Raw genomic sequence first — 15,663 nt, 5'->3', positions numbered from 1 at the left:
CATGGAACCGCGAGCCCCGTGGCGTGCTACTCCGCCGTCGCTCCCGATGCCTCGACGGCGCCGCGCCAGGTGGCGATCTGCTCCTTGATGAAGGCGCCGAATTCGGCCGGCGCGTCGCCCTGGGCGCGTGCGCCTTCCTGATCCAGGCGCTTGCGGACTTCCTCGCTTTTGAGCGCGCTGGAAGACGCCTTGTACAGGGCGTCCACGATTTCAGGCGGCGTGCCTTGGGGCGCAACCAGGCCGTGCCATGACACCGCATTGAAACCCGGCACGGCCGTTTCGGCCACCGTGGGCACATCGGGCAAAGCGCTGGACCGGTCTATCGAGCTGACCGCCAGCGCGCGCAAGGTGCCGGCCCTCAGGTGGGCCATGGCGCCCGGTATGGTGGTGAACAGGAAATCGACCTGGCCCGCGATCAGGTCGGTGATGGCCGGCGCGCCGCCCTTGTAGGGAATATGTTCGAAGCTCAGCTTCTTGGCGGACTTGAGCATTTCGCCGGCCAGGTGGCCGGGGGTTCCCGCGCCTGCCGATGCCATGTTGGCCACGCCGGGATGCTCGGCCACATAAGCCACCAGCTCGTTGATCGTCTTGGCGGGATTCTTTTCGCTGACCACCAGCACATTGGGCACCGTGGCAAACAGGGTGACGGGCGTGAAGTCCTTGACCGCATCGTAGCTCAGCTTGCGGTACAAAGATGGATTGATGCCGTGCGTACTTGCGGTGGCCAGCAGCAGCGTATACCCGTCAGGCGCGGCGCCGGCGACGCTCTGGGCCGCGATGCTGCCGTTGGCGCCGCCCTTGTTTTCAACCACGATCTGCTGGCCGAGCTCCTTGGACATCTCCGCCGCCATGGTGCGGGCCAGGATGTCCGAGGTGCCGCCCGCCGGATGCGGCACGATCAGGCGAATGGCGTGTTGCGGATACGCGGATTGCGCCGGCGCCAGCGGCGGAGCAAGCGCGGCACAGGCAGCCAGGGCGAGAAAAGCTTTTTTGCTCATGATGCATATCTCCAGACTTTGAATTTACGGGTTTCCAGCGGGTAATGACTATGTGTGAAGAACTCCGGCCTGAAGGGCGAGGCTTGCGCTCAGGCTCGTGGTCAATCCGATCCCAGTTTAAGCTTGAGCGGCTGGCGCTTTTCAATTGCCCATTTCAGCAAGGCCGCCGTACGGTATATGCCATGGGCGAACTTGCCGTAAGGCATGGTCAGGAACAAGGCCATCACCACGCCCAGATGCAGCGCCAGCAACAGCCCCATATAGCGGGTATCGCGCAAAACCAGCAGAGCCAGCCCGCTGAGGCTGATCAAGAATAGCAGGGCGATGAAGCCGCGGTCCATAGGCTTTTGCGCCGCGTCGCCATGCTCGGGGTGGCGCACAAGATTCATCCACAGCAAGCCGGCGGGCCCGATCAACAGGCCGATTCCGCCCAGCGTCCCCAGCACCACCGGCAAACTGGACAGGGAATAAGGCGCATGCAGGTCCAGCAGGTAGTGGTAGAGCGTTGCCACGCTGGTTGCCGCAAAGCACAGCATGAAACCGTAGAAAGTGAAGTGATGGAAGCGCCTGCGCCACAGGGTGAAGGCATCGTCCTGGTTGTTGCAGCCCTTGCCATGGCCGCCATCCAGATAGCGCAAGCTGAGCACGTCCTGGGTCGTCTCCGCCAGGGCCGCGCCCGACGCTTTGCCGGGCGACACCTGCCGCCAGAAGCTGGCCACGCCCAGCCCGAGCGCCAATATGGCGAAGCCGAATACCGCGCCGAACATCAGCACCAGCATATTATGCGGAAAGATCGCATAGAAATCGCCGGCCAGCGGTTCGTGCAGCAGCGTGCCGGTCATGGCCACGGTCAGCGCCAGGAACAGCGCCAGCGCAGCCGCAATGGCCAGCGACAGGGCCAGGCCGTTGCGCTTGTACAAAGCGCCCAGGAATGGCGGCCAGGCATAGTCCGTATAGGTTTGCAGCCGCACTTTGGCCATGACTTTCGGCACGTTCACGTCGAATTCGTGCGGCGCGGCGTACTGACAGGCGTGCAGGCAGTCCCCGCAGTTATGGCATAAATTGGCCAGGTAATTGATATCGGCTTTGCCGAATTCCAGGCGGCGGGTCATGGCCGGAAATACGGCGCAGAACCCCTCGCAATAGCGGCAGGCATTGCATATCTGCAAAATGCGCGCCGCCTCGGCTTCATCGGCCGTCAGCAATGCCAGCGCGGGCGACGCCCCGCCACAGGCCGCGCCCGCGCCTGGCGAGAATTCCGCGGCGGCCTGCATTTCCCCCGAGGCCAGAGATTTGGCCTCGCTCATCAACTTGTCAAGCGGCATTGCGCTCGCCTCCTGTAAGCGTTGCTTGTTGTTTCGCGGCGGCCGCCGCGCGGTCGCCTGCGATACGGCCAAATGCGGTGCCTATCGACATGCCGACTCCCGCCGTATAGCCTTTGCCCAGCACGTTGCCGGCCATCATCTCGCCCGCCACGAACAGGTTGTCGCTGGGCATGCCATTGAAGTGGACGGCCGCGTGTTCGTCGACCTTGAGGCCCAGATATGTGAACGTGATGCCCGGGCGCAAGGCATAGCCGAAAAACGGCCCCGTATCGATAGGCCTGGCCCAATGGGTTTTACTCACCGCCAGGCCTTCGGTATGGCAGTCGTCGAGCACCGTATGGTCGAACGTGCCGATACGGCAAGCCGCGTTGTAGTCCTCCACCGTGCGGGTGAAGGCGGCGGGATCCAGCCCCAGCTTGCCGGCGAGCTCGGGCAGCGTATCGGCTTGCGTGCCCGGGAAGACGGGCGGCATGAAACGGCCGACCGACTTGGCATCGATGATGGAATAAGCGATCTGGCCCGGCTGCTGCGCCACCAGGCGCCCCCAGATGGCGTAGCGCTTGGGCCAGAAATCCTCGCCCTCGTCGTAGAACCGCTGCGCATCGCGGTTGACCACGACCCCCAGCGACACGCAGTCGATGCGCGTACAGATGCCGCCATCGTACAAGGGCGCGCGGGCGTCGATGGCCACGCAATGGGATTGGGACGGGTCGCCGATGGCATCGGCGCCCGCGTCCAGCATATAGCGCAACAGCACGCCCTGGTTGAAGCGCGTGCCGCGAATCAGGAAATTGTCGGCCGGCCATTCGCCGCGCTCGTTCTGGCCCCATGCCTCGCGCAGCCATTCGCGATTGGACTCGAAGCCGCCCGCCGCCAGGACACAGCTGCGGGCCTCGATGCGTTCTTTGCCGCTGCGCGCCGCAATGAAACGCCCGCCGTCCAGCTCGATGGCATCCACGGGCGAGTCATAGCGGATATGCACGCCCAGCCGCTCGGCGCTGCGGTAATACGCATTGACCAGGGCCTTGCCGCCGCCCATGAAAAATGCGTTGGTGCGCGCCACATGCAGTGTGCCCGACAGCGGATTCTGGAAATTGACGCCGTGCTTGCGCATCCAGTCCCGGCACGTCGCCGTGGAGCGTATCACCATGCGCGCCAGCTTTTCATTGGTGATGCCGCCGGTGACTTTCAGCAAATCCTGCCAGTATTCCTCTTCGGGATAGGCGTCCACCAGCACGTCCTGCGGCGCGTCGTGCATGCAGCGCAGGTTGCGCGTGTGCTGCGAGTTGCCGCCGCGCCATTCGCGCGGCGCCGATTCCAGCAACAAGACGCTCGCGCCCGCCTCGCGGGCCATCAGGGCGGCGCACAGCGCCGCATTCCCGCCGCCGATGACCAGCACGTCATATAGCGATGATCCACTCACCAGACTCTCTCCCTGGCCAGAAACCGACTGGCTCATTGATTGGATTTAATTGTATACATAAGTATACCGCTATTTTTTATCCTGAGCCGGCGGGCGGGCATACAACTGCGTGACATACGATTTGTTATGCGGCCCGCCATCCACGGTCAGCGCCACGCCATTCACGTAGGATGATCGTGAAGACGCCAGGAAGACAATCACGTCAGCCACCTCTTCCGGCCTGCCCCAGCCTTGTCCGGCGGGAACCGAAACCGCTTCCATTTCCTGGCGCACGGCGTCGGTCGCCTGCTTGTCCAAGTCGCCGCCTATGGCCTGCCGCTCCCACAGCTGGAACCGGTCGTCGGACTTGACCACGCCAGGCACCACGCAATTGACCCGTATCCCGTATCCGGCCAGTTCGGTCGCCAGGTCTATGGAAAACCGCAGCTCGGCCGCTTTGGCGGGCCCGGTGCAGCTGGAGCCCGGCGGGAAATTGCCGCGCAATGCCGTGCGCCCCGACACATTGATCACCACCGCCCGCCCCGCCTTCTGCAGCAAGGCCAGCGCGCGCTGCGTGGTCCTGAACTGCGCGAAGAAATTGATGGACATCCCTTCAAGCAGCTCATCGTCGGTGACTTGGGAAAATGGCTTGTATATCCCGGTGCCCGCGTTATTGACCAGGATATCCAGGCGCCCATATTGCCGCTCGATATGCTGGACGAGCGTGTCGATGTCGGCCGTGCTCGTCACATCGGTCTGGACCGCGTCGACCGTCACGCCGGTGGCCTCGCGTATACGGCCCACCGCCTCGTCGAGCCGGTCCTTGTTGCGCGCGCAGATGATCACGCGCGCGCGCTCGGCGGCAAAGCCGCAGGCCGTGGCCAGGCCGATTCCGCGGCTGCCGCCGGTGATGCATACTATTTTGTCCGTCAATCCCAAATCCATTGTTTTCTCCTAGTCATTAAAAGACATGGCGCTCAATCCGGCGCGAACATGGGAACGACAGCCCCCTCTTCGTCCACCGGCACAAACACCACTGAAACCCTGCCGCCTATGGACAACTTGTCGAAATCGCAATCGACAATATTGGTAAGCAAGGTCGGCCCTTCATCCAGGGTCACATACGCGGCGGCAAAAGGCTGCGCCGCCCGACGCATTACGCTGTATGTATAGATGACGGCTTTGCCGCTGGCTTCCTGCCAGGCGGTTGCGCCGCCGCAGAACGGGCAGATCGCGCGCGGATACCAATGCGCCTGCCGGCACGAGGCGCAGCGGCGTATCAAGAATTTCCCTTGCCTGGCCGCCGCCCAGAATGGCTCGGTTTCGGGGTTGGGCAAAGGCGCCGGAATTTTTCTCGCCGATGCCGTAGCCATTGACATTGCTCAGGCCGCAGGGATATTCCCACTGGAAATCCGGCTGCGCGGGGTTGCGCGGCTTGGCGTGCAGCCCGGTGGCCACCCCTTCGCTGCGCGGGCGTCCCGCCAAGGTGACAAGCGCGATATCGCATTTCCCCGCCGCGATCGCCTGCGCGGCATGGCTGGCCAGCGACAGGTACGACGCCCCGCCGATATCGGTGGAGTCGGCATGCCTGACGCTCAAATTCAGGTATTCGAGCATGGAAGCGGGGCCCATGCCCGGCGCATCGCCCGAACAAAAATACCCATCCACATCGCGGCGCTCCAGGCCCGCGTCCTGGAGCGCGCCCAATGCCACTTCGGCGTGCAATTGCGCGGTGGAAGCGTCGGGCGCATGGCGCGTCGGGTGTTCGTAAGCGCCCACGATGTAGGCCTTGCCGTTGATCGTCATAACCGGCCGTCCCGTCGTTCCAGACCATGCGGCGCGGCAGCCGCCTTGCCTTGCAGCACCGTCTTCCGGCCCACGCTGGCCTGCAGATCGAAACGCAGCGCGCCGTTTTCCTTGCCGACCAGGGTCACCGTGACCGTGACGCTGTCTCCCGCCATGACAGGAGCGAGGAAGCGCGCCGACAGCTCGGTGACCAGCGCGTCGGGGCCGATTGCCTGCGCCAGGCAGGAAGCCGCGAAGCCCATCGTCAGCATGCCGTGGGCGAGCACGCCTTCCAATCCGGCTTCGCGCGCAAAGGGGTAGTCGAAATGTATGCGATTGAAGTCTCCGGAGGCGCCGGCATACTTGACCAATTGCGTCGTGCTTACCGGCCCATGGGTCGTCTGGCGCTGCTGGCCGACGGACATATCGCGTAGATGTATGTCATTGCTCATTCTGTTTCCTTGAAGAAGCGCGGTCAGGCCGCCGGCAGGCGGCCTGCCGCCCGGTAGATCACCACGCGGCCATTGGCGACCACCAAGTCGCCATGCGCATCGGCGGCGCGCAATTCCTGCACCACCAGGAGCATGGCGCCGCTGCGCCCGGCCTTTTCGTCCACGCGGACGAAATGCAGCCGGCATGTCAGCACATCGCCCGACACGACAGGGCGCGCATACTTGAAATATTGTTCGCCCGCCAGTATCCGGCCCTCATCCAGGCCGAGCAGCCAGGGCTGGCGCTCCGGCGGGCGAAAGCTCGCCGGAAATGTCGGCGGCGCCACCAGCCCTCCATAGCCTTTGCTTCGGGCAAAATCCTCATCGCGCGCCAGGCGATTGTCGTCACCGATGGCGTCCGCGAAGGCGCGTATCGCGCCCTTTTCCACTTCGACCACGAAAGGCGCTGTCGCGCTGCCAACCAGAGACCGGTCCAGTTCCATTGCCACTCCTTATTCAGCCAGCTCAAGCTGCAAGCCAGGCGCGGCGGCGCCGGCCTGCTTCAATACAATCAGGGCATCGAGGGCCAGCAGGCCTTTGTTGCGCTTATCCAGGACCAGGGGATTGACGTCGATTTCCCGTATCAGGTCCGCGTTCACATGGGCGAACAGGCTGAGCCGCAGCAGCAGCCGCGCGAGTTCGCCGCGGTCCACCGCTGCTTGCCCCCGCACGCCCTGCAATAAGCGGCCGCCACGCAACCCGTCTATCATGCCCATGGCCTCGTCTTGATCGAAAGGCGCCACGCGCATCGAGACGTCCCGCAGGATTTCCACAAAGATCCCGCCAAGACCCAGCACCACGACAGGGCCGAACTCCGGGTCCGACGTAACGCCCAGGATCAGCTCGGTGCCGGAATCCGCCATTTCCTGCACCAGGACCTTGCCAGGCCCCGGCGCCGCCCGGCTCATGCCGGCCATCGCCTGGGCGAAGGCCTGGCTCACAGCGGCAGGCTCCTCGAGTCCCAGGAACACCAGTCCGAGCTCGGTCTTGTGCAGAATCTGCGGATGCTCGCCCTTGAGCGCCACCGGGTAGCCTATGGACCGGGCCGCGGCCACGGCCTGCTCCGCGCTTTCCGCGGAGAGCTCGCGCGTAACGGGAAAGCCCACCAGATGCAGAATATGCTTGCTCTCGCGTTCGGTAAGGGCGCTGCGCCCGGCGGCGGCGTACTCCTGCAACAGCAGCCTGGCCTGGGCCAGGCTTGCATCCGGGGCATGGGCGGCGGCTTGCGGCGAACCCCGGCCGCGGCCGCGGCAATAGCTGTCCAGCGCGCGGATCGCCGCCGCCGCGCGCGCTGGCGTGCGGAAAACCGGCACATTGCTTTGCATCAGCAAACGCCGTCCCTCGCCTTCGAAATCGCCGCCGGCCCATACCACCACCACGATCTTGCCCGACTTCTGCGCGATGTCGATGAAATCGCGGATCGCCGCCTCGTAGGTCCGCGCCACGGTGATGATGGGAACGACGACTTCAATGGCTGCGTCGTCCAGCAGCACGCTTGCGCAGCGCCCCCAGAATCCATCGTCGCCTATCGTGCGGGCGGTCGTATCCAGGGGATTCTGGAAATTTCCCTCGAATCCCAGCTCCCGTGCAATAGCGGCCTGGGTGCGCCCGGAGAATGCTGGAAAGGCAAGTCCGGCGAGCGATGCGTGGTCGGCGAAAAGACCGATATGCCCGCCTGAAATCGACAGCGCGGCGCAATGGGCGCCCGGGTTCGCAAACGTTCCGAGCTTGCCCGCGCGCCGCAATTTGGCGAGCATGGCGGCGATCTGGTAGAAATCGTCCACGTCGTTGGCGCAAATGGCGCCGTACTGCGCGCACACCGCCTCGAATACCGCCGCCGAGCCGGCCAGCGCGCCAGTGTGCGAGGCGGCCATCGTCTTGCCAAGCTCGGTGCGGCCGGATTTCAAGACGACCACGGGCTTGCCGGCCGCCTTCGCCTCTTGCAGCGCGCCGAAGAAAGCGGCCTTGTCCCGCACTGCCTCCACGGTCATGGCGACGACGTCGGTGGCTGCGTCGGCGATCAAATAGCGGGCGATGTCTATGGTGTCCAGGTCGGCTTCATTGCCGGTAGTCACGATATGGCTGAACGAAATGCCATCTTCCAGCGCGCTGTACAGGATGGTGGCCAGTCCCAGCCCGCCGCTCTGGGATACCAGGCCTATGCCGCCCTGAGGGATATCCGGCCAGCTCGCGGCCGCCGCCGACGACACGCACACCCGGCTCACCATATTGATGAAGCCGATGCAATTCGGCCCCAGCACCCGCACGCCCGCCGCGCGGGCCCGCGCCAGCATGCTTTCCTGCATGGCCACGCCCTGCGCGTCGCCGCGCTCGGCAAAGCCCGCGCTCGAAACCACCATGAGCCTGACGCGCTTGTCCCGGCATTGGTCCAGGACGGCTCCGATATGCTCCGCGGCCAGGGCATAGACGACACAATCCACGTCGCCCGGCACCGCGGCCAGATCGGGATAGCAGGCCAGGCCGCCGATGTTGCCGCGGCCCGGGTTCACCGGGTAAATGGCGCCGCCATAGCCTTGCCGCAGCAGGCTGGGAATAATCTTGCCGCTGAACCTTTCGGGATTGGCCGAAGCGCCCACGACGGCGATCGACTTCGGCTTGAAAAGCCCGGCCACGTCCGCGGGGGCCATGCGCGCGCGCGCCGGCATCAACTGATTGTTTAAATCCATTTTTCAACTTGCCTCGGGTTTAATCCTTGTTGCCGACCGACTGCAGTTCCGATGCGACAGAAGCGCGGAACATCTCGCGCATGTTCTCGACCGACCAGCCGCCGAAAATGAATGCCTCGGCCACTTCCTTGGGATGCGACCATAAAGACAGCTTGTCGCCGCCGATGCCTATCACCTGGCCGGTGATCCACTCGGCCTCGCCGCTGGCCAGATAGACGACCGCCGGCGCGATCTGCTCCGGAGTACCGCGGCGCACCACCGAGGTATCCGCCCATGACGCGTCCTTCTTTTTCCTGACATGCTCGGGAATGCTGTTGGTCATGTCGGTGACGGCGCGCGGGCTGATGGCATTGACCGTGATGCCGAATTTCGAGACCTCCTGGCAGAGCGTGCGGGTCAGGCCCAGCACGCCCGCCTTGGCGGCGGCATAATTCGCCTGGCCTATGCTGCCGCGCAGGCCCGAGCGCGATGCGATATTGATAATCCGGCCGCCCTCTCCAATACGGCGCATTTCCCTTATCGCCGCCCTGGCGCAGGCAAACGTGCCCTTGAGGCAGACGGCAATGACCTGGTCCCATTCACTCTCGGTCATGTTGTAGCTCATGCGGTCGCGCAGGATGCCGGCATTGTTGACGAGGATGTCGATCCGGCCATAGGCGTCGATAGCCGCCTGGACCGCCGCATCGGCGCCGCCGAAGGTGGAGATGTCCGAATGCTGCGCGACGGCGCGCCCGCCCGCGGCGGCGATGGCGTGCGCGACTTCGTCGGCCTTTCCGTGGTTGATATCGTTGACGATGACGCTGGCGCCCGCATCGGCCAGCGCCCGGGCGAGGGTCGCCCCTATGCCCTGGCCGGCGCCGGTGACAAGCGCGACTTTATTAGAAAGCAACATGATGGTTTTCCCTGGTTGTGTGGCCCGCGCTCAGCTCGGCTGAATATTCAAATCGCGGATGATTTTGCCGAAGCGCGTGATCTCGGAATTGATGAATGCCGCCAGCTCGGCGGGAGTCATGTTTATGGCTTCGGCGCCGAGGCTCGCCATGGTCTTCTTGACGTCCTCCTTGCCCTGGCTGGCCTTGATGGCCAGATTCAGCTTGTCGATGGTGGCGGCAGGCGCGCCGGCGCGGGTCACCAGCGCGTACCATTGCATGAATTCGAGATCTTTCAGCCCCGCTTCGGCCAGGGTGGGCACATCCGGCAGAGAGGCCAGCCGCTGCTTGTTGGCCACCGCGATGATCTTGATTCTTCCCGACTGCATTTGCGGCGCGGCCGAGGCAACACCCACGAATGCCATGGACACTTGTCCGCCCATGGCATCGGTCACGGCGGGCGCATCCCCCTTGTAGGGGATATGGACCATGTCCAGGCCCGTGGCGGCCTTGAATGCTTCGCCGGCCAAGTGCCCCGTCCCGCCCACGCCGCTGCTGCCGAAGGACAATTTCGACGCATGCGTTTTGCCGTAGGCGATGAGTTCCTGGACGGTATTGATGTTCAAAGCTTTGTTGACCGCCAGGACGATGGGCACTGCGCCGACCATGCCGACCGGGGCGAAATCCTTCAAGGCGTCGTAGCTGAGATTCGCGTAGAGCGTGGGGTTGGTGCCGTGGGTGGCGCTGTTGCCCATCAAAAGCGTGTACCCGTCCGGGGCGGACTTGGCCACGTAGCTGGCGCCCACAATGCCATTCGCGCCGGCGCGGTTTTCGGCGACCACATTGGCTTTGAGCTCTTCCCCGACGTTCTTGGCCATCAGGCGGGTCAGGCTGTCGTTGGCGCCGCCAGCGGCATACGGCGAGACTATCTGTATGGGTTTGTCCGGGTATTCCGCGTGCGCGGCGGCCGCTGCGAGCGCAAGGCCCATGGCCGCCGCAAATTGCAATGCTCCGCGTAGGTATGCAGTGTGCATGTCTTCCTCCTCAAGGATTTTGATGTATTGGATCTCGCCTCTACCAGGGGCGACAGGAGGAAGTATTGGCGATGAGCGCCGGTTTTACTTGTACGATCTTGCGCTTGCGGTTCCCGCTTGCCTCATGGCCTCAGTGCCTGGCGCAAGAAACGTAGCGCTTGGGCGGTACGCCGACAATGCGCCGGAAATGGCGGGTGAAGTGGCTTTGATCGAAGAAGCCGGTTTCCAGCGCCGCATCGGTGACCGACATGCCGCCCAGCAGCAGCGATTTGGCGCGCTCCACCCTGACTTGCGTCTGGAATGCGTGGGGAGGCATGCCCACTTCGCTCGCAAAGATGCGGTTCAGGTAGTAGGGGCTGACGCGAGCCACGTCCGACAGTTCCGCCAGGGTGATATTCTCGGCATACCGGTCCTGGACGTATTCGCGTATCGCCCGGGTCCTCGCCGCATTTCCCTGGACATTTTCCGGCCTGGCGCGGACGGACCCGAAACGCAGCACCAGCTGCGCCAGCGCCGACAGCAGCCCCGAGTCTTTTTCCAGCGCCGAGGCCGCGGCGCCGGCCATCTTGTGCATGGCAAGGAAGCGGGCAATGAACGCTTCGTCGGTAATGACCAGATCATCGAAATGCGGCTGCCCGCCGTCGTGCTCGGCGACCATGGCTGCAACCTCGCGCATTTTCCCGATGTCGACGAATATCAGCCTGGATATTGCCGAACAGGACCGCACACTGGCTCTGGGCGCGCTATGCACCTGCCCCGGGTGAAACAGCACTATCGAACCCGGCGGCGCGTACCATGCCTTGCCGTCGCACAGGTATTCGCCGGGGTCGCGCGTCGTCATCCCGATCTGGTAGGTATCGTGCGCGTGTTTCGGGATCGCGTGAGGCTGCCCGCGATGCAGTTCGAACGCGACGCCCCTGGCCTGCCATCCGTTGACCTGGCCGGCGCCAAGGCTGATTTCATTATTATGCATAGCCATGCTGGACTCGCCCCCTCCTCTACCGCAACGATCCAATCCGATGTATACAATAGAATACTGTAAAACTGTGGCAAGGACAGTTGCCCCGCCTGCGCGCCGACGGCGCCGATGTTAGGCGCTACACTGCAATGGCCTCCAACCGCATAAGATTCCCATGGCATCCGACTCTTCAGAAACACAACTGCGCCGCGGCGTATCGCGCAGCGACCAGGCTTATCAATTCATCGTCGAAGGCATTCAGTCGGGCCGGATCGTCCCGGGCACCCGGCTGCGTGAAATCGAATTGGCGGGAACCATAGGCCTGAGCCGCACGCCCGTGCGCGAGGCGCTGGGCCGCCTGCAAATGGAAGGCCTGGCCGTCAACGACCCCGCGCGCGGCCTGGTCGTCACCGAACTCGATCATTCGATGACCAGCGAGCTCTACATCATGCGCGAAGTGCTGGAAGGCACCGCCGCGCGGCTGGCGGCGCGCCACGCGTCGGATGTGGAGATCGATTTCCTGCGCGAGATCAACCAGCGCGACGCCCTGCTGACGGCGCCGGAGGACCTGGCCGCGAACAACCGGCTGTTCCACAGCACACTGTACCGCTGCGCCCATAACCGCTATTTAGTGAAAACCTTGAATTCGCTGCAGGAATCGATGATGCTGCTGGGGCCCACTACGCTGGCCGCGCCCGGGCGGGCGCAGAGCTCGCGGGCCGAGCATCTGGCTATCGTGGAGGCCTTGGCCAGGCGCGATCCGGAAGCCGCCGAGCTGGCCGCGCGGGCGCATATCATTTCCGCCTATCGCATCCGCCTGGACGGCCTTTTCCACACGCCCGGGCTGGCCGGACGCCCGGTATCGGCCGGCGAATGAGCGCCAGGGTCAGCGCCCGGCTTCCAGGCCGTCGATCTCGGCCCGGCGCAGGCGCAGCAAGACCAGGCCGGGAAGTGCGATCAGCACCGTAATCACAAAGAATCCGGGCCAGCCTATGGCCTCGACCAGAGGCGGCGTCAGCGGCCCCGCGAGATAGGTGCGCCCCACCGCCGACAAGGCCGACAACAGGGCAAACTGCGTGGCCGAGAATTCCTGCTTGCACAGCGCCATCAGCAGCGCCACGAAAGCGGCCGTGCCCAGGCCGCCGCACAGGTTTTCTATCCCCACCACCAGCGCCATGGAATAGATATGCGCGGGGGTGACCGCCAGGACCCAGTAACCGAAGTTGGAGACGGCCTGCAGCAGGCCGAACAGCATCAGGGAACGATACAGGCCCAGGCGCGTCATGAACGCGCCGCCCGCCAGGGCGCCCACTATGGTGGCCGCCAGGCCGAACACCTTGTTGACGGTGCCGACTTCGGTGCCGGTAAAACCGGCGCCGCGCAGCAGAAAGGTCGTCGACAAGGCGCCGGCAAAGGCATCGCCCAGCTTGTACAACACTATCAGCAGCAGGATGCCCAGGGCGCCGGGACGCTTGAAAAACTCGACCAGGGGCTCGACGACCGCGATCGCCAGCGACCTGGGCGGACGCGCAATGACTTCGGGCTCCGGCGCCAGCAAGGTGGCGACGGCGCATAAGGCCATGAACGCGCCCATCACGAAATAGGTATTGGCCCACCCCAGCCACCGGTCGGCCAGTACCAGCGCCAGGCCGCCCGATACGATCATGGCCAGGCGATAGCCCAATACCTTGACCGCGGCGCCAGCCGCGCGCTCTTCCTTGCGCAGCACGTCGGTGCTGTAGGCATCGAAGGCGATATCCTGCGTTGCCGACAGGAAGGCCACCATTACCGCCAGCAGGGCCAGCGTCATCAGGCTGCCGGCCGGCGAATAAAGCCCCATGGCGGCTATGGCCGCCCCGAGGAGAATCTGGGTGGAGAAAATCCAGCTGCGGCGGCGCCCCAGCACAGGCGGAGCATAGCGATCGACCAATGGCGCCCACAGGAACTTCAGCGTATAGGCCGATCCGATCAGGGTCAGGAAACCTATGTTCTGCAGCGATACATCGGACAGCGTCGCCCAGGCCTGCAGCGTCCCGCCCGTCAAGGCCAGCGGCAACCCGCTGGCGAAGCCCAGCACCAACAAGGGCATGACGCGCGGACTGGCATAGACATTGGTCAACGAAGCGATGATGCGTCCTCTTTACTTTTTAATTGGGGGTCTCGAAGCGGTATACCGCCAGGGTGCTGCGCCAGCTGGGCAAAAGTTTGACTTCTTTGTTGCCATTGAAGGTCGCCAGGTGGGTGATGCGCAGCCCCAGCGCCAGCGCCAGATCTTCGAAATCCTTGAGCGTGCACAAGTGGATATTGGGCGTGTCGAACCACTGGTAAGGCATTTCCCCCGTCACCGGCATGCGGCCCGACAGTATCGACCAGCCATGCGGCCAATAACCGAAGTTCGGAAACGACACGATGCCATAGCGCGCCACGCGCGCCATTTCGCGCAGGATATGCTCGGTGTGGCGCATGGACTGCAAGGTTTGCGACAGCACGACAGTGTCGAACTGCTGGTCGTCGAACAGGGCCAGGCCCTCTTCCAGGTTTTGCTGGATGACCTGCACGCCGCGGCGCACCGAGGCGATGACCAGTTCATCGCTCAGCTCGACGCCGGCGCCCGTCACATTCTTGTTGTTCTGCAGATAGGCCAGCAAGGTGCCATCGCCGCAGCCCAGGTCCAGGACCCGGCTTTCCGGCTCTATCCAGCTGGCGATACGTTGAAGGTCCGCCCGCACATGTTTGGGCGCCACGCTGGCTTGGCTCACGCTAACACTCCTCGCGTCTGGAAGCGCTCGGGCAGTCCCAGCCTGGCGGCGATACGGTCGTAATATCCCTGCACCACGGCATGATAGCGGGCGTCGTCCAGCAGGAACGCATCGTGCCCATGGGGGGCGTCGATTTCAGCATAGGTCACCGGGCGCCGGTTCTTGAGCAAGGCGCGCACGATTTCGCGCGAACGCGCCGGCGGAAAGCGCCAATCGGTGCTGAAGGAAACCAGCAGGAAATCCGCCGACGCGCCTTGCAGCGCGCGGGCCAGGTCGCCGCCATGATTGCGCGCGGGATCGAAATAATCCAGCGCCCGGGTAATCAGCAGATAGGTGTTGGCATCGAAGTAGGTGGAAAACTTTTCGCCCTGATAGCGCAGATAGGACTCGACCTCGAACTCCACGCCGTAGCCGTAGTGGAACTCGCCGTTATCGGCCGGCGCGCGCTGGGCGCGGCCGAATTTCTCAGCCATGTCGTCGTCCGACAAATAGGTGATATGGCCCACCATCCGCGCCACGGACAGGCCATGCCTGGGCACGGTATTGTGCGCGTAATAATCGCCGCCGTGAAAATCCGGATCGCTGATGATGGAACGGCGCGCGACCTCGTTAAAGCCTATGTTCTGCGCCGACAGGCGCGGCGTGCTGGCAATCACAATGCAGTGGCCGATGCGCTCGGGGCAGGTGATGGCCCAGCTCAGGGCCTGCATGCCGCCCAGCGAGCCGCCCATCACGGCGGCCAGCTTGGCTATGCCGAAATGGTCGGCCAGGCGCGCCTGCGCCCGCACCCAGTCTTCCACGGTCAGCATGGGGAACGCCGCCCCCCAGGGCCGGCCGGTTTCGGGATTGAGGCTGGCGGGGCCGGTCGAACCGAAGCACGAGCCGATATTGTTCACCCCGATGACGAAAAACCTGTCGGTATCGACGGCCTTGCCCGGGCCCACCATATTGTCCCACCAGCCTATGTCATCGGGATCGCTGGCCGATATGCCGGCCACGTGGTGCGAGGCATTCAGCGCATGGCAGATCAGCACGGCGTTATTGCGTTCGGCGTTCAGGGTGCCATAGGTTTCCACGGCCAGCTCGTAGCTCGGCAGCACCTGCCCGCTGGTCAGGCGCAGCGGCTCGGTGAATGGAATGAATTGGGGGGAAACGACAGCCGTGGACCCCGGGGGCGCGGCTGCATCGATTGTGCCGGAGGCGGCGCGGGCAATAGCGGTAGGAATATCAGTTGCGGAAATAGCGGCCATATGGACCTCTTTAGCTGGATTTATGAGGCGCCCGCAAGCAGATCAAGCAAATCGGCGCTCTGTCGAAACATGATTTTATCATTGTTGCGGCGGCCCGGCATGGGC

General features: G+C 64.1%; 15 protein-coding genes and 1 pseudogene. 1 reads left to right on the top strand and 15 read right to left on the bottom strand.

Annotation, left to right across the window (positions count from 1 at the left end):
- Positions 1-26: 26 nt before the first annotated feature.
- The 12 genes and pseudogenes from BUB23_RS08040 to BUB23_RS07985 all read right to left on the bottom strand — a co-directional run bounded on the left by BUB23_RS08040 (position 27) and on the right by BUB23_RS07985 (position 11,570).
- Positions 27-998 carry a Bug family tripartite tricarboxylate transporter substrate binding protein gene (locus BUB23_RS08040; protein WP_073102562.1) on the bottom strand — a complete coding sequence of 324 codons (972 nt, stop codon included), beginning with the start codon at positions 996-998 and terminating at the stop codon, positions 27-29.
- 101 nt (positions 999-1,099) lie between these two features.
- Positions 1,100-2,272: a tricarballylate utilization 4Fe-4S protein TcuB gene (tcuB, locus tag BUB23_RS08035; protein WP_073102699.1), complete on the bottom strand. Its 1,173-nt coding sequence runs from the start codon at positions 2,270-2,272 to the stop codon at positions 1,100-1,102.
- Positions 2,273-2,312: 40 nt separating this feature from the next.
- Complete coding sequence (gene tcuA, locus BUB23_RS08030; protein WP_281255545.1) at positions 2,313-3,746, bottom strand: FAD-dependent tricarballylate dehydrogenase TcuA; 1,434 nt, start codon at positions 3,744-3,746, stop codon at positions 2,313-2,315.
- Positions 3,747-3,815: 69 nt separating this feature from the next.
- On the bottom strand, positions 3,816-4,658 hold the full coding sequence (locus BUB23_RS08025) for an SDR family NAD(P)-dependent oxidoreductase (protein WP_245801199.1): 843 nt from the start codon (positions 4,656-4,658) through the stop codon (positions 3,816-3,818).
- Positions 4,659-4,702: 44 nt separating this feature from the next.
- A complete protein-coding gene (locus tag BUB23_RS08020; RefSeq protein WP_073102698.1) occupies positions 4,703-5,098 on the bottom strand; it encodes a Zn-ribbon domain-containing OB-fold protein in 396 nt (131 codons plus the stop codon).
- 78 nt (positions 5,099-5,176) lie between these two features.
- Positions 5,177-5,531: pseudogene (locus tag BUB23_RS08015) on the bottom strand (thiolase domain-containing protein); the annotation flags it as partial.
- Positions 5,528-5,962 carry a MaoC/PaaZ C-terminal domain-containing protein gene (locus BUB23_RS08010; RefSeq protein ID WP_218598905.1) on the bottom strand — a complete coding sequence of 145 codons (435 nt, stop codon included), beginning with the start codon at positions 5,960-5,962 and terminating at the stop codon, positions 5,528-5,530. The gene BUB23_RS08010 and the pseudogene BUB23_RS08015, both read right to left, overlap by 4 nt.
- A gap of 23 nt (positions 5,963-5,985) precedes the next feature.
- The gene (locus BUB23_RS08005; protein WP_073102559.1) at positions 5,986-6,444 is read right to left on the bottom strand and encodes an FAS1-like dehydratase domain-containing protein; all 459 of its coding nucleotides are present in this window, start codon (positions 6,442-6,444) and stop codon (positions 5,986-5,988) included.
- A 9-nt stretch (positions 6,445-6,453) separates the two neighbouring features.
- The gene (locus tag BUB23_RS08000; RefSeq protein WP_073102558.1) at positions 6,454-8,688 is read right to left on the bottom strand and encodes an acetate--CoA ligase family protein; all 2,235 of its coding nucleotides are present in this window, start codon (positions 8,686-8,688) and stop codon (positions 6,454-6,456) included.
- A gap of 19 nt (positions 8,689-8,707) precedes the next feature.
- Positions 8,708-9,580: an SDR family NAD(P)-dependent oxidoreductase gene (locus BUB23_RS07995; RefSeq protein WP_073102557.1), complete on the bottom strand. Its 873-nt coding sequence runs from the start codon at positions 9,578-9,580 to the stop codon at positions 8,708-8,710.
- 30 nt (positions 9,581-9,610) lie between these two features.
- A complete protein-coding gene (locus tag BUB23_RS07990) occupies positions 9,611-10,591 on the bottom strand; it encodes a Bug family tripartite tricarboxylate transporter substrate binding protein (protein WP_073102556.1) in 981 nt (326 codons plus the stop codon).
- Positions 10,592-10,721: 130 nt separating this feature from the next.
- Positions 10,722-11,570, bottom strand: a complete 849-nt coding sequence (locus BUB23_RS07985) for an AraC family transcriptional regulator (protein WP_084135881.1) — start codon at positions 11,568-11,570, stop codon at positions 10,722-10,724.
- Between the two features lie 154 nt (positions 11,571-11,724).
- On the opposite strand from BUB23_RS07985, the gene BUB23_RS07980 reads away from it, so the two are divergent.
- Positions 11,725-12,426 (top strand): GntR family transcriptional regulator, encoded by a 702-nt coding sequence (locus BUB23_RS07980; RefSeq protein WP_073102554.1) that lies wholly within the window; start codon positions 11,725-11,727, stop codon positions 12,424-12,426.
- A 9-nt stretch (positions 12,427-12,435) separates the two neighbouring features.
- Here the strand turns inward: BUB23_RS07980 and BUB23_RS07975 are convergent, their stop codons facing one another.
- The 3 genes from BUB23_RS07975 to metX are packed head-to-tail and all read right to left on the bottom strand — an operon-like array spanning position 12,436 to position 15,558.
- Positions 12,436-13,668, bottom strand: coding sequence for a muropeptide transporter (locus BUB23_RS07975; RefSeq protein WP_073102553.1), 1,233 nt, complete (start codon positions 13,666-13,668; stop codon positions 12,436-12,438).
- 28 nt (positions 13,669-13,696) lie between these two features.
- The gene (metW, locus tag BUB23_RS07970) at positions 13,697-14,308 is read right to left on the bottom strand and encodes a methionine biosynthesis protein MetW (protein ID WP_073102552.1); all 612 of its coding nucleotides are present in this window, start codon (positions 14,306-14,308) and stop codon (positions 13,697-13,699) included.
- Positions 14,305-15,558: a homoserine O-succinyltransferase MetX gene (gene metX / locus BUB23_RS07965; protein WP_073102551.1), complete on the bottom strand. Its 1,254-nt coding sequence runs from the start codon at positions 15,556-15,558 to the stop codon at positions 14,305-14,307. The genes metW and metX overlap by 4 nt, the downstream gene beginning before the upstream one ends.
- Positions 15,559-15,663: the final 105 nt, after the last annotated feature.

The sequence above is a fragment of the Pollutimonas bauzanensis genome, assembly GCF_900129885.1.
Classification (GTDB): domain Bacteria; phylum Pseudomonadota; class Gammaproteobacteria; order Burkholderiales; family Burkholderiaceae_B; genus Pollutimonas; species Pollutimonas bauzanensis.
The sequence above is the reverse complement of the archived record's forward strand: the minus strand, read 5'-3'. Positions and strand labels throughout refer to the sequence as shown.